Annotated in this window: 16 protein-coding genes; 9 read left to right on the forward strand and 7 right to left on the reverse strand. The window is 69.9% G+C overall.

Annotated features, from left to right (window positions below; genetic code table 11):
• From AC1DCG_RS07220 to AC1DCG_RS07245, 6 genes are all read right to left on the reverse strand, one after another.
• Positions 1 to 402 (reverse strand): hypothetical protein (locus tag AC1DCG_RS07220; protein WP_477041432.1); only part of this gene is annotated, 402 nt, incomplete at its 3' end.
• Between the two features lie 268 nt (positions 403 to 670).
• Positions 671 to 2443, reverse strand: coding sequence for a gamma-glutamyltransferase family protein (locus AC1DCG_RS07225; protein WP_477037296.1), 1773 nt, complete (start codon positions 2441 to 2443; stop codon positions 671 to 673).
• Positions 2444 to 2636: 193 nt separating this feature from the next.
• Positions 2637 to 3128, reverse strand: coding sequence for a heme-degrading domain-containing protein (locus AC1DCG_RS07230; protein WP_477030051.1), 492 nt, complete (start codon positions 3126 to 3128; stop codon positions 2637 to 2639).
• Positions 3125 to 4195 carry an oxidoreductase gene (locus tag AC1DCG_RS07235; protein WP_477030052.1) on the reverse strand — a complete coding sequence of 357 codons (1071 nt, stop codon included), beginning with the start codon at positions 4193 to 4195 and terminating at the stop codon, positions 3125 to 3127. Before AC1DCG_RS07235 ends, AC1DCG_RS07230 begins: the two co-directional genes overlap by 4 nt.
• 117 nt (positions 4196 to 4312) lie before the next feature.
• Positions 4313 to 5587, reverse strand: a complete 1275-nt coding sequence (locus tag AC1DCG_RS07240; protein WP_477041433.1) for an MFS transporter — start codon at positions 5585 to 5587, stop codon at positions 4313 to 4315.
• A gap of 61 nt (positions 5588 to 5648) precedes the next feature.
• The gene (locus tag AC1DCG_RS07245) at positions 5649 to 6464 is read right to left on the reverse strand and encodes a fumarylacetoacetate hydrolase family protein (RefSeq protein WP_165259645.1); all 816 of its coding nucleotides are present in this window, start codon (positions 6462 to 6464) and stop codon (positions 5649 to 5651) included.
• A gap of 168 nt (positions 6465 to 6632) precedes the next feature.
• Between AC1DCG_RS07245 and ligD the strand changes: the two genes are divergently transcribed.
• The 6 genes from ligD (at position 6633) to treF (ending at position 16294) form a co-directional block, all read left to right on the forward strand.
• Positions 6633 to 9221, forward strand: a complete 2589-nt coding sequence (ligD, locus tag AC1DCG_RS07250) for a DNA ligase D (protein WP_477030054.1) — start codon at positions 6633 to 6635, stop codon at positions 9219 to 9221.
• A gap of 40 nt (positions 9222 to 9261) precedes the next feature.
• A complete protein-coding gene (locus tag AC1DCG_RS07255) occupies positions 9262 to 10287 on the forward strand; it encodes an acyltransferase family protein (protein WP_477030055.1) in 1026 nt (341 codons plus the stop codon).
• 80 nt (positions 10288 to 10367) lie between these two features.
• The gene (locus AC1DCG_RS07260; RefSeq protein WP_477030056.1) at positions 10368 to 10877 is read left to right on the forward strand and encodes an RNA polymerase sigma factor; all 510 of its coding nucleotides are present in this window, start codon (positions 10368 to 10370) and stop codon (positions 10875 to 10877) included.
• Positions 10874 to 11977 (forward strand): FecR family protein, encoded by a 1104-nt coding sequence (locus tag AC1DCG_RS07265; protein ID WP_477030057.1) that lies wholly within the window; start codon positions 10874 to 10876, stop codon positions 11975 to 11977. Before AC1DCG_RS07260 ends, AC1DCG_RS07265 begins: the two co-directional genes overlap by 4 nt.
• Before the next feature lie 59 nt (positions 11978 to 12036).
• On the forward strand, positions 12037 to 14610 hold the full coding sequence (locus AC1DCG_RS07270) for a TonB-dependent receptor (protein ID WP_477030058.1): 2574 nt from the start codon (positions 12037 to 12039) through the stop codon (positions 14608 to 14610).
• A gap of 94 nt (positions 14611 to 14704) precedes the next feature.
• Positions 14705 to 16294 (forward strand): alpha,alpha-trehalase TreF, encoded by a 1590-nt coding sequence (treF, locus tag AC1DCG_RS07275; protein WP_477030059.1) that lies wholly within the window; start codon positions 14705 to 14707, stop codon positions 16292 to 16294.
• On the opposite strand, the gene AC1DCG_RS07280 is transcribed toward treF, so the two are convergent.
• Positions 16291 to 17058, reverse strand: coding sequence for a Crp/Fnr family transcriptional regulator (locus AC1DCG_RS07280; RefSeq protein ID WP_240903491.1), 768 nt, complete (start codon positions 17056 to 17058; stop codon positions 16291 to 16293). The genes treF and AC1DCG_RS07280 overlap by 4 nt on opposite strands.
• Positions 17059 to 17102: 44 nt before the next feature.
• Here AC1DCG_RS07280 and AC1DCG_RS07285 point away from each other — a divergent pair, with 44 nt between their 5' ends.
• From AC1DCG_RS07285 to AC1DCG_RS07295, 3 genes are read left to right on the forward strand one after another with little or no spacing between them, the layout of a single operon-like run.
• Positions 17103 to 19127 (forward strand): TIR domain-containing protein, encoded by a 2025-nt coding sequence (locus tag AC1DCG_RS07285; protein WP_477030061.1) that lies wholly within the window; start codon positions 17103 to 17105, stop codon positions 19125 to 19127.
• A 23-nt stretch (positions 19128 to 19150) separates the two neighbouring features.
• Entirely contained in the window at positions 19151 to 19567 is a 417-nt protein-coding gene (locus tag AC1DCG_RS07290; RefSeq protein WP_477030062.1) for a hypothetical protein, read from the forward strand.
• 37 nt (positions 19568 to 19604) lie between these two features.
• Positions 19605 to 21320 carry a tetratricopeptide repeat-containing protein gene (locus AC1DCG_RS07295; RefSeq protein ID WP_477030110.1) on the forward strand — a complete coding sequence of 572 codons (1716 nt, stop codon included), beginning with the start codon at positions 19605 to 19607 and terminating at the stop codon, positions 21318 to 21320.
• Positions 21321 to 21357 lie beyond the last annotated feature (37 nt).

Raw genomic sequence — 21357 nt, forward strand, 5'->3', positions numbered from 1 at the left:
GGTCTCGACCGGCGCAGGGCGAGCGGCGCGACGGACCGCCGGGCGCGGTTCGGCGCGGGCTGTCTCGACGCGGGCGGCCGGCGTGGGAGCGGGCATGGCGGCGGYCGGTTCAGGCATCGGCGCCGGCGTCGGCGCCGGGGTGGCCACCGGTTCAGCCTGCGCCACCTGCAGGCTTTCGCCCGACGAGGCCGGAGCCTGGGCCTGGTTGCTCATCACGCCCCAGGCCAGGGCGCCGACGGCGACGACGGCCACCGGCGCGCCGATCAGCAGCGGCAGGTTGCTGGAAGACTTCTTCTTGCGCGTCGAGGTGCGGGCATAGACGGGGGCTTGCGGAAACAGCGCCGAACCGTCGCCAGCATTAGCGATCGCGGGTTCAGGACCATCGAGGTTCAAGGCAGGCATTTGGATCCTCCTCAGCTTATCCTTGTCGAGATAAGTAACGGGAGGTTTCGAACGCGGTTCCTGCCGACCCAGAATGGCGCCGTTTCTGCCGGATTCAGGTCGTAATTCTTGTGGCGCTTATATCGCCCTCTCCCGGAGGGGAGAGGGAGGGGCCCGCGCGAAGCGTGGGAGGGTGAGGGGTGACGGTGTTGGCCGGCACGCCGTCTTCAGTCCCTAACCCCTCATCCGGCGCTTCGCGCCACCTTCTCCCTCCAGGGAGAAGGGAACTCTAGTACCCCAGCGCCACGCCGTCCTTGCGCATCTCGGTCGCCGCCGCGTAGCGCCCCGGCCAGCGTTCGATGGCCTGGTAACCGCCATAGCCGCCGATATCGGTCTTCAGGGTCCAGCCGATCGCCTCCAGCGCCTTGCGCGTGGCGGCAGGGACGCCGCTTTCCAGGTCGAGCGCGGTGATGTCCTCGGCGGCGATCCCGGTCGGCTCGGGCGAGCCGCCGTGGTGCCAGCGCGGCGCGTCGCCGGCTTCCTGCACGCCCAGGCCGAAGTCGACCATGTTGCTGATGATCTGGGTCTGGCCCTGGGGCTGCATGTCGCCGCCCATGACCCCGAAGGAGAGCCACGGCTCGCCCTTGCGGGTGGCGAAGCCCGGGATGATCGTCTGGAACGGCCGCTTGCCGGGCGCATAGACGTTGGGGTGGCCGTCGGTCAGGGCGAACAACTCGCCCCGGTCCTGGAACATGAAGCCCAGGCCGTCGGGCATCAGGCCCGAGCCCATGCCGCGATAGTTCGACTGGATGATCGAGACCATCATCCCGTCCTTGTCGGCAGTGGTGAAATAGGTGGTGTCGCCCTTGCTGGGCGCCGCGCCCGGATAGCTCGGCGTCCAGATCCTGTCGGGGCGGATCAGCTTGGCGCGCTCCTTGGCGTAATCCTTGGAGATCAGCCACTCGATCGGCGACTTGTAGAAGTCCTGGTCGGCGTAGAAGCGGGCGCGGTCTTCATAGGCCAGGCGCTTGGCCTCGACGGCGTGGTGGATGGCCTGGGCCGACTGGAAGCCCATGCCCGCCACGTCGAACTGCTCGAGGATATTGAGCATCTGTAGGGTGGCCAGCCCTTGGGTGTTGTCGCCCAGGGCGTGGACGTCGACGCCGCGATAGCCGGTGGTGTGAACCGTGGTCCAGACCGAGCGGTGGGCGGAGAGGTCCGCCTTGGTCATCCAGCCGCCGATGCGCTTGAAATAGGCCTCGATCGTCGTGGCGATTTCGCCTTCATAGAAGGACCGGCCGCCGCCCTGGGCGATCAGGCGGTAGGTGCGGGCCAGCGCCGGGTTCTTGAAGATCTCGCCTTCAACGGGGGTCTTGCCGTCCGGCGCCCAGACCTTCTTGAAGTTCTCGACCTCCTCGATGTTGGAGGCCGGGTTGGTGAAGCGGCGGTGGCTGCCGGCCAGATAGTAGGCGACGTTCTGGGTGATCGGATGGCCTTCCTCGGCGGTGGCGATCGCCGGCTCGAACAACTCGGCCCACTTCAGCTTGCCGTAGCGCTCGTGCAGGGCCCGCCAGGCGTCGACCGCGCCGGGCACGCTGACGCTGACCGCGCCGTAGGAGGGGATCTTGCCGTCCTTGGCGCGCGCGCGGACGGTTTCCAGCGACAGCCCCTTGGGCGAGCGGCCCGAGCCGTTCAGGCCGACCACCTTGCGGGTCTTGGGATCCCAGAGCAGGACATAGCAGTCGCCGCCGATGCCGCAGGCGATCGGTTCGCACAGGCCCAGCATGGCGTTGGCCGCCACGGCCGCGTCGGCCGCCGAGCCGCCCTTCTTGAGCACCGCGATCGCGGCCTGGGTCGCCAGCGGATGGGCCGTGGCCGCGGCGCCGTGGACGCCCCAGGCGGCCGAGCGCGAGGCGAAGCTGGCCCCATCAACCCGGTCGCCGCCATGCACGTCGGGGCGCTTCCTGTTCGGGTTGGGGCCGGTCAGGATCTGCGACTGCGCGAAGGCTTCCCCCGCCAGGGCGACGGCGGGCAGGGCGGCGAAGAAGGTGCGGCGGCGCATGTCGATATCCCCACGAAAACGGCGAGTCCATTTCTAGGGGCGGCCGGCGTGGGAGGCTAGGCCGTGCGCGAAAAGTGGGTGGTGGGGGCGGAAAACCCCCTCAGTCGCTTCGCGACAGCTCCCCCAAAGGGGGAGCATCTGGGCACTCAGATCCTCCCCCTTTGGGGGAGGTGGCCCGGAGGGCCGGAGGGGGTCACCCCAGCGCCAGGTCGTCCAGTTCCTTGCCGAGCATCATCGCCAGGGCCTCGACCACCAGCACGTGGTCCTGGCGCTGGGGCAGGCCCGAGACGGTCACCGCGCCGATGCAGCCCAGGCCCTTGACCAGCAGCGGAAAGCCGCCGCCGTGGGCGGCGTAGTCCCGCGTCGGCAGGCCGTGCTTGGCCTCCAGCGTCTCGCCCTTGGCCGCCAGCGCCAGGCCGACGCCGTACGAGCTCTTGGAGAAGTGCAGCACGGTGTTGCGCTTGCGGCGGATCCAGTCGGCGTTCTCGCCGGTAGAGCCGGGCAGGGCGGCGTGGAACAGCGGCCGGTCGCGCAGCGAAATGTCGATGGCCAGCGGCGCCTTGCGGGCCAGGGCCGCGTCGCGCAGGCCCGCGCCCAGGGCCCAGGCCGTGTCGAGGTCGAAGCGCGGGAAGACCAGCGTGGCCTCCTGGGCGGCGATGCGGTCCAGGTCGTCCTTGTGGCTCATCGGGCGGCCTCGACCGGCAGTTCGCGGCGCTCGGCGGCCGAGCGGGCGGCCAAGTCCAGGAGCTCCATCACCTGCAGCGCCTCGCGGGCCGGCACGGGATTGGCGGCGCCGGTCAGGATCGCGTCGCGGACGCCGGCGTAATAGGCCGCGTAGTCGCCCCGCTGGCCCTGGACGCTCTGGCTGGTCAGCACGTCGCCCTCGGCGCGGGTCAGGGTCCCAGGACGTGGGTCCAGGCCGAAGCCCTCGTCGGCGGGGGTCAGGCCGCGCTTGAGCGCATCCTCCTGCGCGTCGAGGCCTTGCTTGACGAAGCTGCCCTTCGTGCCGTGCACGGCCAGGCGCAGGTCGGCCGCCGCGGTCAGCAGGCTGCCGTGCAGGATCACCCGCAGCGCCGGATAGCGCAGCGTCACGTGGAAATAGTCGTCGGCGCCCGCGCCTTGGCGCTGGACGCCGATGTCGGCATTGACCGCCAGCGGCTGGCCGAACAGCTGCAGGGCCTGGTCCAGCAGGTGCGGGCCAAGGTCGAACCAGGCGCCGGCGCCCGGGCCGGCCCGTTCGCGCCAGCGGTCGCGCACTACGGGGCGGAAGCGGTCGAAGTGGCTTTCGTACTGCGTCACCTCGCCCAGGACGCCGTCCGCGATCAGGCCCTTCAGGGTCAGGAAGTCGGCGTCCCAGCGGCGGTTGTGAAACACCGACAGCAGCCGGTCGTGGGTCTCGGCCGAGGCGATCAGGGCGCGGGCCTCGTCGAGGGTGACGGTGAACGGCTTGTCGATCACCACGTGCTTGCCGGCGGCCAGCGCCGCCTGGCCCTGCGGGGCGTGCAGGTCGTTGGGGGTCGCGACCACCACCAGGTCGACAGCCGGATCGGCCAGGGCCTCGTCGAGGCTGGCGACCACCCTGGCCTCGGGATGGTCGGCGGCGACCTTGGCCGGGTCGCTCGAGACCACGGTGTGCAGCACCAGGCCCGGCGTGGCGCCGATCAGCGGCGCGTGGAAGGTCTTGCCGACATAGCCGTAGCCGACGAGGGCGACGTTGAGCGGGGCGGTCGTGGTGGGAGACAACGTTGTCATGCATCCAATCTAGGCCGTGATCGCGGCGAGGTCACGGCGCCGGCGGGGGAAATGCACAACGAAAAAGCCCCCGGCGCGGCTGCGTCCGGGGGCTCGATTTCAGGCGGGCGGCGAAGATCAGATCTTCACCGGCTCCATCTTGGGGCTCAGCAGGTGCACGACCAGCAGGGCCAGGAGGTAGGCGGTGCCGGCGACCACGAAGATCGGGGTATAGGTGCCGATGTCCTCCAGCACCTTGCCGATGTACTTGGAGAACACCATGCCGCCCAGCGCGCCCAGCATGCCGCCGATGCCGACCACCGAGCCGACGGCGGCGCGGGGGAAGACGTCCGAGGGCAGGGTGTAGAGGTTGGCCGAGAAGCCCTGGTGGGCCGCGGTCGCCACGCCGATGATCAGCACGGCCAGCCAGACGTTGCTGGCGAACGAGGCGAACATCACCGGCACGGCCAGCAGGGCGCAGACCAGCATGGTCGTCTTGCGGKCGGCGTTGATGCTCCAGCCGCGCTTCATCAGGTTCGACGACAGCCAGCCGCCGCCGACGCTGCCGACGTCGCTGAGCAGATAGATGGCGATCAGCGGCGGGCCGAAGGTCTTCAGGTCCAAGCCGTAACGCTTGCCCAGGAAGTCGGGCAGCCAGAACAGGAACATCCACCAGATCGGGTCGATCAGGAACTTGCCGATCGAATAGGCCCAGGTCTCGCGCTTGGTCAGCAGCTTGGCCCAGCCGATCTTCTCGACCGGGTCGGCCGGATCCTGCTCGATGTGGGCCAGCTCGGCCGCGCCCAGCTTCTTGTGCTCGCGCGGGCGGCGGTAGACCAGGAGCCAGATCGGCAGCCAGATCAGGCCGGCGACGCCGGTGACGATGAAGGCCATCTGCCAGCCGAAGGCCAGGGTGATGCCCGGCACGACGAGGGGCGTCACGATGGCGCCGATGTTGGTGCCGGCGTTGAAGATGCCGGTGGCGAAGGCGCGTTCCTTCTTGGGGAACCACTCGGCCACGGCCTTGATGCCGCCCGGGAAGCCGCCGGCCTCGCCGATCCCTAAGCCCATGCGGGCGAAGATGAAGCCCGACAGGCCGCGCGCGCCGGCGTGGGCGATGTGGGCGACCTGCCAGATGGCGAAGGCGATGCCGAAGCCCCAGCGGGCCCCGATCTTGTCCATGATCTTGCCCCACGCCAGGTAGGCGATGGCGTAGGAGAGCTGGAAGTAGAAGACGAGATCGGCGTAGTCGCCCTCGCTCCAGCCGAACTCCTTGGAGAGGTTCGGCTTGAGCAGGCCGATGGTCTGCCGGTCCACATAGTTGATGACCATCGCCGCGAACAGCAGGCTGACGATCACCCAGCGATAGCGCCCGATCTTTTCAGACGGCGCGGGGGCCGCGGATACGTCCATGGACTTCGTCTTCCTTACCCTAGTCTTTGTTTTTGGTTCGTTGTTGCGCGGCGGTCCGCCGTCAGGCGGGGACCGCCCTGCAGCGGACCTCGCCCAGCGGGCCGAAGCTTATGGTCGACTCGTCGCCGGCGGCCACATCGTGGATTCCGGTGCTGGCGCCGGTGGTGACGATCATGCCCTTCTTCAGCGGGCGGCCGCGCGAGGCGACGTGACCCAGTAGGAAGGCCAGGGCCGCCAGGGGCGAGCCGGGGATCGAGGTCGCGCCGCCCTTGCCGACGCTGGCGCCGTTGACGAAGGTCTCGGCCGGCATGGCCTCCCAGCCGATCTCGCGCCAGTTCTCGATGACCGGACCCAGGATCTGGCCGTCGTTGTTGCCGAAGTCGGAGACGACGATGGGCGGGCCCAGCTCGTTGATGGTCTTCAGAGGGCTGCCGGCGATCTCGACGCCCAGGATCAGCTCGCCCACATAGTCGGCGGCTTCTTCGGCCGTCCACTCGGTCTTGCCCTCGGGGGCGTCCTTGGACAGGCGGATGATGAACTCGGCCTCAACGGCGCAGAAACCGCCGGAAATGGCGCGGAACGGGGTCGGCTCGGCGCCGGCGTCCCAGACGTTCTTCGCAAAGATGCAGCCGGCCAGGCGATCGACGCCCAGGCGCTCGCGGTGCTGCGGGGGAACCAGGCCCACCTTCCAGCCGACCAGCTCGTCGGGCCACAGGTCGATGGCGATGTCCTGCACCGCGTAGCCGTCGGCCATCGACTGGGGCAGGGCGCCGCCGGGATAGCCGGGAACCGAAACGCCCTTCTGGCGGGCTTCGACGAATTGGGGGGCGATCGACGCCGGTGCGAATAGGTCGCTTTGCGCCTCAGAAACGGTCACGCCGCGTAGCCTCCCTGGATTTACTCATGGCTGGCCCGTTCGTCGGACCTGCGCTGTCTCTAATGGAAACCGGTGTCATTGACAATTGGTCCACTGAAACACGTCACGGCGCGGAGGGGAACCGTTCATGCGCTCGAAGACTCTTGTTTTCAGAGAGGGATCGGGAAGATGGCTCAGCCGCAACTGACCGAATATCGCCGCAAGCGAGACTTCAGGAAGACCGCCGAGCCCAGCGGCGAGCGCGCCGTGGCGGCCGCGCCGCATCCGCGATTCGTCATCCAGAAGCACGACGCCACCCGCCTGCACTATGACTTCCGGCTGGAGGTCGACGGCGTCCTGAAGTCGTGGGCGGTGACCCGCGGCCCGTCGCTGGATCCGGCCGACAAGCGTCTGGCGGTCGAGGTCGAGGACCATCCGCTCGACTATGGCGACTTCGAGGGGGTGATCCCCAAGGGCCAGTACGGCGGCGGCACGGTGCAGCTGTGGGACCGGGGCTATTGGGCGCCCGAGCCGGGTTTCGAAGACATCGGCAAGGTGCTGAAGAAAGGCGAGCTGAAATTCGTGCTGGAGGGCGAGCGCCTGCACGGCGGCTGGGTGCTGGTGCGGATGAAGCACGACCGCGAGGCCAAGGAAGGAAAGGCCAGGCGCGCCAACTGGCTGCTCATCAAGCACCAGGACGAGGCCGCCAAACCAGGAAAGGGCGAGGCTGTCCTGAAGGAGGATCGCTCGATCGCCTCGGGCCGCACCATGGCCGACATCGCGGCGGGCAAGGGCAGGGCGCCCAGACCTTTCATCCTGAAGTCCGGAGGCAAGGCCGACGCGGTCTGGAAATCGCGGGCCAAGGCCGGCGAGGTCCGCAGCTTCGCGCCGGCCCAGAAAGCCAAGGCGGCCAGCGCCGCCGCCATGCCGCGCTTCGTCGAGCCGCAGCTTTGCAAGCCGGTGGAGCGTCCGCCGCAGGGCGAGGGCTGGGCTCACGAGATCAAGTTCGACGGCTATCGCCTGCAGCTGCGCGTCGAGGACGGCCGCGCGGCCTTACGCACCCGCAAGGGCCTGGACTGGACCGATAGGTTCGCTGGGATCGCCGAGGCCGCCGCCGATCTGCCCGACGCGATCGTCGACGGCGAGGCGGTGGTGCTGGACGAGGCTGGTCAGCCCGACTTCGCGGCCCTGCAGGCCGCGCTGGCCGAAGGTGGTGAGGACGAGATCATCTTCTTCGCCTTCGACCTGTTGTTCGCCCAGGGAGAGGACCTGCGAAGCCTGCCGCTGCGCGAGCGCAAGGCGCGACTGAAGATGCTGTTGGGCGAGGACGAGCCGCGCCTGCGCTATGTCGACCATTTCGAGACGGCGGGCGATGCGGTGCTGCTGTCGGCCTGCAGGCTGGAGCTGGAGGGGATCATCTCCAAGCGCCTGGATGCGCCTTATCGCTCGGGCCGCAGCGAGACCTGGACCAAGGCCAAGTGCCGGGCGGGCCACGAGGTGGTGATCGGCGGCTGGACGACGACGGGCAGCGCCTTCCGCTCGCTGATCGCCGGGGTGATGCGCGACGGCCAACTCGTGCATGTGGGCCGCATCGGCACGGGCTTTGGCAAGGACAAGGTCGCAGGGCTGCTGCCGAAGCTGAAGGCGCTGGAAACCGACCGCTCGCCGTTCCAGGGCAAGGGCGCGCCGCGTGACGCGGCCAACATCCATTGGGTGAAGCCCAGGCTGGTGGCCGAGATCGAGTATGCGGGCTTCACCGGTGAGGGCGCGATCCGTCAGGCCGCCTTCAAGGGTCTGCGCGAGGACAAGCCGGCGTCCGAGGTCGAGGCCGACGCCATGCCGGCGACCAAGGCCGAACTGGCCGAGCCCAAGCCGAAGGCGACCGCCAAGTCGGACGGCGTCGTGCTGGGCGTTCCGATCTCAAAGCCCGACAAGCCGCTGTGGCCAGACGCCGGCGACGGCGAGCCGGTGACCAAGCTCGATCTGGCCCGCTACTACGAGGCGGTCGGCGAATGGATGCTGCCGCATGTCCAGGGACGGCCCGCCTCGGTGGTCCGCGTGCCCGACGGGATCGAGGGCGAAACCTTCTTCCAGCGCCACGCCATGCGGGGGATGTCGTCGCTGATCGAGACGGTGAAGGTGTCGGGCGATCGCCAGCCCTACATCCGCTTCGACCGCGTCGAGGCCCTGGTCGCCGCCGCACAGATCGCCGCCGTCGAGATCCATCCCTGGAACTGCCAGCCCAAGGACACCGAGGTCGCCGGCCGCCTGGTCTTCGACCTCGATCCCGCGCCGGAACTGTCCTTCGATGACGTCATCCTCGCCGCCCGCGACATGCGCGACCGGCTGGAGGAACTGGGCCTCGTCTCGTTCTGCAAGACCACCGGCGGCAAGGGGCTGCATGTGGTCACGCCGCTGTCGGACAAGGTCGCCTGGGACCAGGCCAAGGTCTTCGCCCGCGAGGTCTGCGCCCGCATGGCCGCCGACGAGCCCGACCGCTACCTGATCACCATGAGCAAGAAGGCCAGGGCGGGCCGGATCTTTCTCGACTATCTGCGCAACGACCGCACCAGCACGGCGGTCGCTCCGCTGTCGGCGCGGGCGCGGCCGGGCGCGACGGTGTCGATGCCGCTGAACTGGACGCAGGTGAAGGCGGGCCTGGATCCGGCGCGGTTCACGATCCGCACCGCGCCCGATCTGATCGCCAGGAGCACGGCCTGGGCCGACTATGCCGAGGCGGCCAAGCCGTTGAAGGCGGCGATCAAGCGGCTGGGGTAAGGGGTTGCCCGACGCCCCCACATCGTGACACCACCATCGGGTGACGATCGCGACGACCAGGGACGAAGGACGCTACACCGCCCTGGACGGGCTGCGCGGCGTCGCGGCGCTGGGCGTGCTGCTCTATCACATCGCCGACTGGTCGGGTCGGCGCGGGCACTTCGGCCACGGCTATCTTGCGGTCGATTTCTTCTTCTGCCTCAGCGGCTTCGTGCTGGCCCACGCCTTCGAGCAGCGCCGCATGGGTTTCGGCAAGTATCTGGTCGCCCGCTGGGTGCGGGTCTGGCCGATGCTGGCCATCGCCACGGTCGCCGGCGCGCTCTTGACCGGCAAGGGCGACGCCGAGACCTGGATCGACTTCGCCAAGGGCCTGCTGCTGATCCCCAAGTTCGCGCCGATGGAGGCGGGGACCTTTCCGTCGCTGTTCCCCTTCAATCCCCTGGCCTGGTCGCTGTGCCTGGAGGTGCTGGTCAGCCTGGCCTGGTTCCCGGTGCGGCGCGCGCCCGACACGGCGGTGGTGATGTTCGTGCTGCTGGCCGGCGCGGCCCTGCTGTTCGTGGCGCTGGGCATGGGCGGGCTGCAGACCGGCTGGGACCAGGCGACCTTCGGCCTGGGCGTGCTGCGCGCGGCCTATCCGTTCGCCATCGGCTGGATGTGCTGGCGCTATCGGGCCAGCTTTGCCGCCCGCAAGACCTGGCTGCCGGCGGTCCTGCTGCTGATCGTGCTGGTGCTGCCGGTCTGGCCGACGAGGATCGCCAACGGCCTCTACGATTTCGCCTGCACCACCTTGCTGTTCCCGGTCCTGGTGCTGCTGGGCGCCTATGATCCCGGCGGCCGACTGGCCAAGCTGTGCGAGCGGCTGGGCGGGGTGTCCTACCCCCTCTACGCCCTGCACTGGGCCTTCTGGTACCTGATGATCTCGATCTATCCCGACGGCTGGAAGCGCGACCTGCCGCTGTGGTTCTGCGTCCTGGCCTTCTTCGTGCTGCCGACCGCCTCCTGGGCGGCCTGGCGCTGGGTGGAAACCCCGCTGCGCAACCGCCTGAAGAGCCTGACCGGAACCTGAGCCGAGAAAATCGTCGCCCGCTGGTGTGCATCCGGCGAGGATGTGCGTCATGCACTCCGGGAAAGCTGTCGAGACGGACCGTGCGGGCCAAGAGTGAACAGGACCTGGGGAGCTTGGATCGGCGCTATCGGCCAGCGCTGATGGCGTTCTTCATGCGCCGCGCCGCCAGCCACAGCGACGCCGAGGACATGACCCAGGAACTGTTCGCCAAGCTGGCCCTGAGCGAGGGCGAGCGTACGATGGACAACGCCGACGCCTACATCTTCCAGATGGCCGCCAATCTGCTGCGCGACCGGGCGCGGCGCGAGCGCGTGCGGTCCAGCTACAGCGCGGCGATCCGCGCCGAGCCGCTGGATCTGGAGCCCCTTGATCCCGCGCGCGTGCTGATGGGGCGCGAGCGCCTTGGCGAGGTGTCCGACGCCCTGCGCGAACTGCCCGAGCGCACCCGGGCCATCTTCCTGCTGTTCCGGCTGGAAGGCATGAAGCAGGCCGAGCTGGCCGAACTGTACGGCATGACCACCAGCGGCGTGCAGAAGCATATCCTTAAAGCCATGGGCCACCTGACCAAGCGTACGAGGGCCGGGGAATGAGCGGGCCCGACATGAGCAATCCGGCCGCCGAGGAAGCGCTGGACGCGGCGGCCGCCTGGTGCGTGCGGCTGGCGGAGGGCGAGCTGTCGCCGGTCGAGCAGCGCGAGCTGGAAGCCTGGTTCGCCGCCGATCCGCAGCATCGCGAACTGCTGGACGACGCCGTCTCGGCATGGCGGGCGGTGGACGAGCAGGCGATGAGCCCCGGCATGGTCGCCCTGCGCGGCGAGGCGCTGGAAGACCTGCGCCGGGCCCAGCGGGCGCGGTGGTCGCGCAAGCCGGGACGCCGCGCGGTGATCGGCGGCGCTGTCGCCGCCTGCCTCGTGGCCGCTCTGGCCGGCGGCGGTCTTGCTTGGCGCGCCAGCCTGCCGGACGTCTATCGCACCACCGAGGGCGAGCGTCGCATCGTCGAGCTGCCCGACGGCTCGCGCGCCTCGCTGGACGCGGCCACCGTGCTGCGCGTGCGCTACGACGGCGGACGTCGCCGGCTGTGGCTGGACGAAGGCCGCGCCAAGTTCTCGGTGGCCAAGGACCCGCTGCGGCCGTTCTCGGTAGCCGCCGACGGCAAGCTGGTGGTCGCCACCGGCACGACGTTCAGCGTCGAGCGCCTGCCGGGCCAGATGCGCGTGGTGCTCTATGAGGGCCACGTCGCCGTGCTGGACGGGGAGGGCGGTCGCGGCCGTCCGCCGCCGTCGCTGAAGGTCGACGGCGCGCCGGCCGAACGGCTGCTGACGCCCGACCATGAACTGGTCGCCTCGACGACCTCGGGCGCAACCGTGGTGTCGGCCACCGACCCCTCGCGCGCGGCTTCGTGGGAGAGCGGCCAGCTGGTGTTCCAGGACGAACCCATGGACCTCGCCGTCGAGCGGGTGAACCGCTACGCTCGCGAGAAGCTGCGGATCGCCGATCCTGCGGTGGGCCGGCTGAAGATCAGCGGCGTCTTCACCTCGGGCGACACCCGGGCCTTCATCGACGGCGTCACGGCCGTGCTGCCGGTGCGGGCCGAGCCGTCTTCGGGCGAGACGGTGCTGCGGATCGCCAGGGGGCAAAGTGACGGCGGACAAAAAAAGATCAGCGGCGCTGGTGAGTCTTCCGCCGACTGAGGCGTCTCACTGACCAAAGCGCCGCCAAAGAACAATGATCGGCGCGAGGGAGGGAAGTGATGCGCAAGAGCTTCGACCGCCGCCTCGTCTGGGGCACCAGCACCGCCGCCGCCGTCCTGGCGGCGCTGATCGCGCCGACCGCCGGCTACGCCCAGGCGCGGGCGACCTACAGCTTCGACATTCCGGCCCAGGACCTGGGCGGCGCCCTGCGGGCCTTCGGTCGCGTGTCGGGCCAGCAGCTGGCCTTCGACGAGACCCAGTTGCGCGGCAAGCGCAGCGCCGGCCTGAAGGGCAGCTATTCGGCCGAAGAGGGCCTCAAGCGCCTGCTGGCCGGCTCGGACATGGTGGCCCAGCCTACCGCCAGCGGCGTCTACGCCATCCGCGGCCGCAGCCTGCTGGTCGCCGCCAGCGCCACGGCCCAGGCCGCCCCGGCCGTCGCCGCCGAGCCTCCGGCCCAGCCCGAAGCGCCGGCCGAGGTCGAAGAGGTCATTGTCGTCGGCACCCCCGGCGGCGCGGGCATCGACAAGCTGTCGGCCAGCTTCGCCGTCAGCACCGTCAACGCCGCCGACATCACCAAGGCCTCGCCCAAGTCGAGCGCCGAGCTCTTGGCCCTGGTGCCGGGCGTCTGGGTGGAAACCTCGGGCGGCGTGGCCGGCGCCAACGTCTTCGTGCGCGGCTTTCCCGCCACCGGCGACGCCGAGTTCCTGACCATCCAACTGCAGGGCGCGCCGATCTATCCGCCGTCGACCCTGTCGTTCCTCGAGAACTCGTCGATTTTCCGCGTCGACGAGACGATCTCGCGGATGGAGGCCCTGCGCGGCGGCCCCAACCCGATCTTCTCCAACGGCCAGCCGGGCCTGACGACCAACTTCATGCTCAAGGAGGGCGGCGAGGAGACCAAGGGCCTGGTGAAGGCCTCGACCTCCGACTACGGCCTGCGCCGCATCGACGGCGTGGTCAGCGGCAAGCTGGCGGACGACCTGTTCTTCATGGTGGGCGGCTACGTCGCCCGCTCGCCGGGCGTTCGCGACACCCAGTTCGACAGCGAGAAGGGCCAGCAGTTCACGGTGAACCTCACCAAGAAGCTGGAGAACGGCAAGATCAACCTCTACGCCCGCGCCACTGACGACCACGGCGCCTGGTACCTGCCGTTCGCCATCAACGTGCCCGGCGTCGACAAGGGGACCTACACCCAGATCGGCGAGCTTTCGCGCCACCAGACCCTGCAGGTCCACGCCGACGGGACCACCCGCAGCTTCGACCTGGCCGACGGTCGCGGCTGGAAGGGCTATGTCGCCGGCGGCAGCTTCGAGCACGAGTTCGGCGACGGCTGGACGGTGCGCGACCGCTTCAGCTTCACCAAGGGCGACGCCAACACCTACGGCCTGGTGCCCGACGGCGGAGCGGTGACGGCGGCGTCCGTGGCCGCGGTGACCGGCTCKGCCGTGACCACGCGCGGCGGCGCGACCCTGGGCTCGGGCGCCTACGTCCAGAACTGGGGCGCCTGGATCGTCGAGAAGGAGATCGAGGCGCTGACCAACGACTTCAGCGTCTCCAAGACCCTCGGAACCCACGAGCTTTCGGCCGGCTACTACGCCTCCAGCTTCTCGTCGGACGACTTCTGGACCATCGGTAACTTCCGCCCGATGCAGGTGAAGGCCAACGGCGACTACCTGGCGACCGGGATCACCTGCGCCAACCTGGCGACGGCCGGCAGCGGTTCGGGCTGCTGGAACTACGGCCTCGTTTCGGCCGGCGACGGGCGGGTGGACGCGCTCTATCTGGCCGACGCCTGGCAGGCCACCGAAGCCCTGCGCATCGACCTTGGCGTGCGCCGCGAGCGCTTCAAGACCGACTACGTGGTCGACGACGGCAACGGCTATCCGGACGGCTTGGCCATCCGCACCACCGACTACAGCCAGAGCAAGACGTCCTACACGGTGGGCGCAAACTACGACCTCAACGACGTCTCGGGCGTCTTCGTGCGCTATTCGCGGGGCTACAAGTTCCCCAGCTTCGACAACTTCCGCGAAAACCTGACCGACACCCTCAAGGTCGACCAGTACGAGCTGGGCTACAAGCTGCGCAGCGGGCCGTTCGAACTGTACGCCACCGGCTTCGCCAACGAGTTCAAGGGCGCCAAGTTCGCCGACGTCGGCGGCATCCAGGAAAGCAACACCAACAAGGCCCACGGCATCGAGCTCGACGGCCGCTGGCGGTCGGACTTCGGCCTGTCGCTGGCGCTGAACGGCACCTTCCAGAAGACCGAGATCAAGCAGTCCTCGATCCCGGCCAACGCGGGCAACAGCGCCCAGCGCCAGCCTGATTGGCAGATCCGCTTCACGCCCAGCTGGGACGTGCAGCTGGGCGCGGTCGACGCCACCTTCTACGGCACGCTCAGCGCCGTCGACGACCGCTATGGCGACAACGCCAACACCCAGGTGCTGAAGGGCTACGAGAAGCTCGATCTCGGCGCGATCTTCCGGGTCGGCCAGTTCGACGTGCAGATCGCCGGCGACAATCTCACCGACAGCCACGGCCTGACGGAAGGCGATCCGCGCTCGACCAGCGGCGCCAACGCCCGGCCGATCCTGGGCCGCTCGGTGCGCCTGAGCGTCGGCTACAACTTCTGAGGCCTTCGCGGGTTCTGTCCTGCAACGGTTCCTGCGCGCGGGCCGGCTTTCCTCCCTGCCGGTCCGCGTCCTTTTTTCTGTCGTGAGGCCCCGAATGATCCGCGCTCGCCTGCTCGCCGTCGTTTCAGCAGCGGCCTGGACGGCCCTTGCGCCGTTCGCCATGGCCCAGGCGCCGGCGGCGGAGATCGCAACGCCCGCGGACACGTACCAGGAGCTCTTCCACCAAGTGCAGACCCGGCGGCTGTTCCCGGACGGCAAGACCTTCGTCGACGCCACGCCCAGGCGCGACCCGGCCGCGATCCTCAAGGACTATCGCGCCCATGCCCGCTTCACCGACGCCGAGCTGAAGCGCTTCTTGCGCGCCAACTTCGTCGTGCCCGAGGCCGGCGCGGCTCCCGCGCCCAGCGCCGAGCGCACCACGCTGAAGGCCCACGTCGCGCAGCTGTGGCCGCACCTGACCCGCGATCCGGTCAAGCCGGTGGCCGGCGGTTCGGCCCTGGCGATGGACAAGCCCTTCGTCGTGCCAGGCGGCCGCTTCCGCGAAATCTACTACTGGGACAGCTACTTCACGATGCTGGGCCTGAAGCTCGACGGCAGGGCGGACCTGGTCGAGAGCATGATCGACGACTTCGGCGGCCTGATCGACGCCTACGGCCACATCCCCAACGGCGCGCGCACCTACTATCTCAGCCGCTCGCAGCCGCCGTTCTTCTACGCCATGGTTGGCCTTTCCGACGCGACCGACCCGGCGGTGGTCAAGGCGCGTGTCGACCTGATGCGGCGCGAGCACGCCTTCTGGATGGACGGCGAGAAGACGCTAGCCCCCGGCAAGGCCTATCGCCGCGTCGTCGCCCTGCCGGGCGGGGCGGTGCTGAACCGCTACTACGACGACCGCGTCACTCCGCGCGACGAATCCTACCGCGAGGATCTGGAGACCGCCCGCGAGGCTTCCCTGGCCACGGGCCGTCCGCCGGCCGAGGTGTTCCGCGACCTGCGGGCCGGGGCCGAGAGCGGCTGGGACTTCTCGTCGCGCTGGATGGCCGACGGCGAGCACCTGAAGACCATCCGCACCACGGCGATCGTTCCCGTCGACCTCAACGCCCTGATGTACGGCCTGGAGGGCGCCATCTCGACCGGCTGCGCCCGCATCGCCGACGCGGCCTGCGTCGCCGAGTTCGACGCCCGCGCCAAAGCGCGCAAGGCGGCGATGGACGCGGTGCTGTGGGACGCCTCGCGCGGGGTCTATCTCGACTGGCTCTGGACCGGCGGCGAGCGGGTCGACGCCCTGAGCGCCGCCACCCTCTATCCGCTGTTCGTCGGGGCGGCCTCGCCGGAGCAGGCCAAGGCCGTGGCGAGCGCGACGCGCGAGCAACTGCTGGCGTCCGGCGGCCTGCGCACCACCACGCGCCGCACCGGCCAGCAGTGGGACACGCCCAACGGCTGGGCCCCGCTGCAGTGGGTGGCGGTCGCCGGCCTGCGCCGCTACGGCGAGCGCGCGCTGGCCGCCGAGGTCTCCAGCCGCTGGCTGGCGACGGTCGAGCGGGAGTACCGCGCCAGCGGCAAGATGCTGGAAAAGTACGACGTCGAGGAAGCCAAGGCCGGCGGGGGCGGGGAGTACCCTCTGCAGGACGGCTTCGGCTGGACCAACGGTGTGACGCGGGCGCTGCAGGAGAGCGGGAACTAGAGCTCCGGCTCGTCCCCGCCCAGGCGCTCGATCTCGGCGACCAGGCCGTCGATGTCGAGGATGGTCAGGGTGCGGCCCTGCTTGGCGATCAGGTTGCGGGTCTCCAGACGGTTCAGTTCCCGCGTCACGGCCTCGCGTTGGGCGCCGGCCAGGACGGCGATCTCGGCGTGGGTGGGCGCGCGGGCCAGCACCGCGCGGTTGTCCTCGATGCCGACGTCGGTGGCCAGGCGAAGCAGTTCCATCTGCACGCGGCAGGGGGCCGAGACGGCGTTCAGCTCGAAGACCCGGCTGCTGAGCGCCCGCACCATGGCCGCCAGGTCCTCCATCACCGCGCGGGTGAAGTTGGGCGAGCCAGCCATCAGCTCGGCCACCAGGGGCTCGGGCAGGCGCCCGACGACGGCTTCGGTCAGGGCCGTGACATTGGCCGAGCGGGGCAGGCGGTCGATGGCGGCGATCTCGCCGAAATAAGAGCCCGGCTGCAGGCGGCGATAACCGACCTCGCGGCCCGAGCGCGCATACTGGTTCACCAGCAGCAGCCCCTGCACGACGACGTAGATCGCGCCGCCCGGATCATGCCGCTGCACCAGCCGCGCGCCGCGGCGAACGGTCAGGATCTCGATGCGCGAGACCAGCGCCTCGACCTCGGCCGGGGCCATGTGGCGCAGTAGGCGGCACCCGGCGAGGGCCTGCAGGCGGGAGGCCTGATCGCCGAAGCCCGCCGCATTCGAAGCGCCAGCGGTGGCGGCGTTCGCGGAAGAGTCCATAATCGCCGCTCCTGAGTTCGCGTACGGGGAGAGTCGAGGGGGCAATGGGGGACTTAAACTACAAGGCCTTCATCAGCTACAGCCATGGCGACGGCAAGCTGGTCGACTGGCTGCACAAGAGTTTGGAAGCCTATCGCCCGCCCAGGGGCGTGGGGCCGGCCGACGCGCGTCCGTTGCGTCCGATTTTCCGCGATCGCGCCGAGCTGTCGGCCGCCGCCGACCTGGGCGGGGCGATTCGCGAGGCCCTGGACCGCTCGGAGCACCTGATCGTCGTCTGTTCCGAGGCGTCGCGGCGCTCCAAGTGGGTCGGCGAAGAGATCCGCCACTTCCTGTCGACCCATGGTCCCCAGCGGGTGATCTGCGTGCTGGTCGACGCGCCGGAAGGCGCAGGCGAGGTCATCGACTGCCTGCCGCCGGTGCTGCGCGAGGCGTTCCCGCCCGGCGGCGAGCCGCTGGCGGCGGACCTGCGTCCGGGCGGGGACGGCCGCCGGCTGGCGTTCCTGAAGGTGGCCGCCACGCTGCTGGGCGTGCGGCTGGACAACCTGATCCAGCGCGACGCCCGCCGGCGTTCGCGCTGGATGGCCGCGACCACGGCCGGTGCGGTCGGCGTCGCCGTCGTCACCGGCGCGCTGGCGGTGGTGGCCTTCGACGCCCGCCGCGAGGCCGAAGCCCAGCGCGCCGAGGCCGAGGATCTGGTCGCCTACATGCTGGGCGACCTGCGCAAGAAGCTGGAGCCCGTCGGACGGCTGGACGTGCTCGACGGCGTCGGCGCCCGGGCCCTGGCGCACTACGCCCATATCGACGCCCGCGACCTGGACGACGAGGACCTGTCGCAGCAGGCCAAGGCCCAGACCCTGCTGGGCGAGATCCGCGACAAGCGCGGCGACCTGAAGGGCGCCCGTCAGGCCTTCTCGCAGGCGGCCCTGACGTCCGAGGCGCTGTCGAACCGCAATCCGCAGGACGGCAAGCGTCTCTACGACCACGCCCAGAACGTGTTCTGGCTGGCCTATGTCGACTGGCGCCTGGCGCGTACGGCCGACGCCGAGGCGGGCTTCCGGCGCTACGGCGAGCTGGCCGAGCGCCTGACCAAGCTGGATCCCGGCAACATCGACTGGCGGATGGAGGTCGCCTACGCCCGCAGCAACCTTGGAACCCTGCTGCTGGACGAAGGACGCTCGCGCGACGCGCTGGAGGCCTTCGAGGGCGCCCAGACCCGCTTCGAGGCGGTGGTCAAGGCGTCGCCCGACGCGATCCAGCCGGTGAAGGACCTGGCCGACTCCCACGCCTGGCTTTCCGACACCCACTATCGTCTCGGCGAGATGCGCTACGCCTACGAGCAGCGGGTCAAGGCCCAGGCCCTGATGAGCGGGCTGCTGAAGAAGGATCCCGAGAACCGGCCGATGGCCGCTAAGCTCTATGCCGGCCAGCTGGGTCTGGCGCGGCGGGCCCTTGACCTGGGGCGCGTGGACGAGGCCCGCCGCCTCGTCGACGGGGCGCGGCGCGGCTTCCGCGAGCTGACCGCTCTGGACCCGGAGAACGCCACCTGGCTGGACTACGCGGCCAATGTGGAGCTCGACGCCTTCGATGTCGCCTTCGCCGCCGGTGATCTGCCGACCGCCCGTGCGGTCCACGCCGAGGCGACGCGCAGGATCGAGCGGCTGCGGGCGCTGAACCCCGAAGTCTACGCCTGGATGTCGCGGCTCAGCGGAAAGCTGCGGGTGCAGGCGATCCGTCTGGCCGAAGTCGACGGCAAGCCGGAGGCCGCCAGGGCCGCGGCGCGCGAGATCGAGCAATCGCTCGCGGGCCGGACGGGCAAGAAGGGCGACGCCGAACTGGAGGCCTGGCTGCTGGGCATGGCGCACATCGCGCAAGGCAGGACGGCCGACGCTGTCAGCCTGCTGGGGCCGCGCCGCGAGACCCTTTCGCCCGAGGCGCTGTACGTGCTGGCGCGGGCTCTGCACAGCCAGGGAAGAATTTCCGAGGCCTCGGCCATAGTGAACAAACTTCGTTTACACGGTTATGCGAGACCCGACTTCGTTGCGTTTTCACGCGATTCATCTCTAGGTTAACTCGCCTATTGGGGGAATTTTCCATGCTCAGCCACAGCGGCACGAATCCGGAACCGGATCTGGTCATCGACATCATCGTCGGCTTCGACGGCAACCTCAGCTTCATGGATCTGGCGCCGAACCCGCCGGAACCGCTCGACCTGGACCTGAAGCAGCGCTGCGTGCTGCAGTTCCGTCTCAGCGACGACCTGCTGTCGAAGGGCTGGGGCTTCCAGCCGACCCCGATCTCGTTCGAGAACGACTGGGGCCAGAACTTCTCCAGCTACTACTGGACCAACTACACGCCCCCGGGCGCGGAAGAGCCGGTTCCGTACTCGCAGTTCAAGGTCGTCTACGAATGCAAGCGCATGGGCATCTTCGTCTACAGCCTGTTCATGCATGACGCGCTCGGCCAGGCGATCGACCTGGACCCGCTGATCGAAAACGGCGTCGGCCGCTAAGCTGGGCGCCGAGGCGTCTTTCGACGAGCTCGCCGCGCTGCTTCGGCGCGGCGAGCACCTTTCCGCCTACGATCTGGCGCGTCGCGCGCTCGACGAGGACGGACACTCCCTGACATTGGCCCATGCGGCCGTGCTTTCCCTGGCTCGCGCCGGCGCGACGGATTTCGCCCGCGCCGAGTTCGTGCGGCTGGGCCTTGCCGTTCCCGACGATCCCGAAGCTCTGTCTCTGGGAGGACGCCTCCTGAAGGACGTCGCCTTGAGCGCCGAAGGCGCCCGGCGGCGGGCGTTCGCGCGCGCCTCGGCCCGCGCTTATGTCGCCGCGGCCGCGAGCGGCGGCGGGCGCTATGGACTGGTCAACGCCGCCACCATGAGCCTGCTGGCGGGCGACATGGGCCAGGCGAGCGAACTGGCGACGGCCGCCATCGATCTTGCCGGTCAGCCCGCAGGGCAGGGCGAGGCCGGGTACTTCGATCGCGCCAGCCGCGCCGAGGCGCTGTTTCTGCTGGGCCGCCGGCAGGCCGCCGCCGACATGCTGACCGCGGCGGTCGCGCAGGCGCCGAGCAGTCTTTCGGCCCATGCCTCGACGCTGCGCCAGCTTTCGATGATCGCCGCCGAGATCGGCGCGCCGACCTCGTGGCTCGAAATCCTGCGGCCGCCCGCGACGGCCCACTTCACCGGTCACATGTTCACCGCGCGCGAACCCGGCGAGGAAGCCGCGCTCAAGGCGCGCATGGCGGATCTGGTGCGCGCCCAGAGGATCGGCTTCGGCTACGGCGGCCTGGCGGCCGGGGCCGACATCCTTTGGGCCGAGACCCTGCTGGCGGCGGGCGGCGAGCTTCACGTCGTCGCGCCGCTGGGACTGGCCTCCTATGTCGAGACCTCGGTGCGGCCGTTCGGAGAGCGCTGGGTGGGGCGGTTCGAGGCCTGCCTGGCCAGGGCCGCTTCCGTGCGGTTCGCCGCGCGCGACCCCTATGCCGGAGACGACGAGGTCTTCGCCTATGCCAGCCGCTTCGCCATCGGCTGTGCGATCCTGCGGGCCGAGGGCCTGTCCACCCGGGCGGTCCAGGTCGCGGTCTGGGACGGGCGATCGGCCGCCGGGCCGGCGGGCGCGTCGGCCGACATCGCCTATTGGCGCGAGACCGGCCGTCCGCAGGCGATCCTTCCCTTCGAGCGGCCCGCGCCCGACGCGGCGCTCGCCGCCGCCTCGCCGGCGACGAGCGAGCGCGGGGTCAAGGCGATGTTGTTCATCGACGTGCGCGGCTTCGGCGCGCTGCACGACGCCCAGGTGCCGGCCTTCTTCGAGGTGATCATGGCGGGCATGGCCGAGGCGATCGCCGGGCTCTCCGCGCCGCCGGAGCACGTCGAGACCTGGGGCGACGGCGTCTTCCTGGTCTTCGACCAGCCGTCCGACGCGGCCGAGGCGGCGCTTGTGCTGCTCGAAACCCATCGCCGGCTGAACCTGAGGGCGCGCGGCCTGCCGCGCCACCTGGCCCTGCGGATCGGCGGCCACTACGGCCCGGTGCATCTGCGGGTGAACCCGATCACCGGCGCGCAGGCCGTGGTCGGCGCCCACGTGGTCGTCGCCGCGCGGATCGAGCCCGACGTCGCGCCGGGCGCTGCCTATGTCAGCGAGGCGATGGCGGGTATCCTGGCTACGCGCCACGCCGACCGTTTCCGTTGCGGCTACGTGGGCCGGACCTCGCCGCGCAAGAGCTTCCCGCCGGTCTCGATCTTCAATCTTTCCCGCCGCTGAAACGACCCCGCCTGACCCCTGTGACAAATTGCACAGC

It is taken from the genome of Caulobacter sp. 10L414, assembly GCF_056395525.1.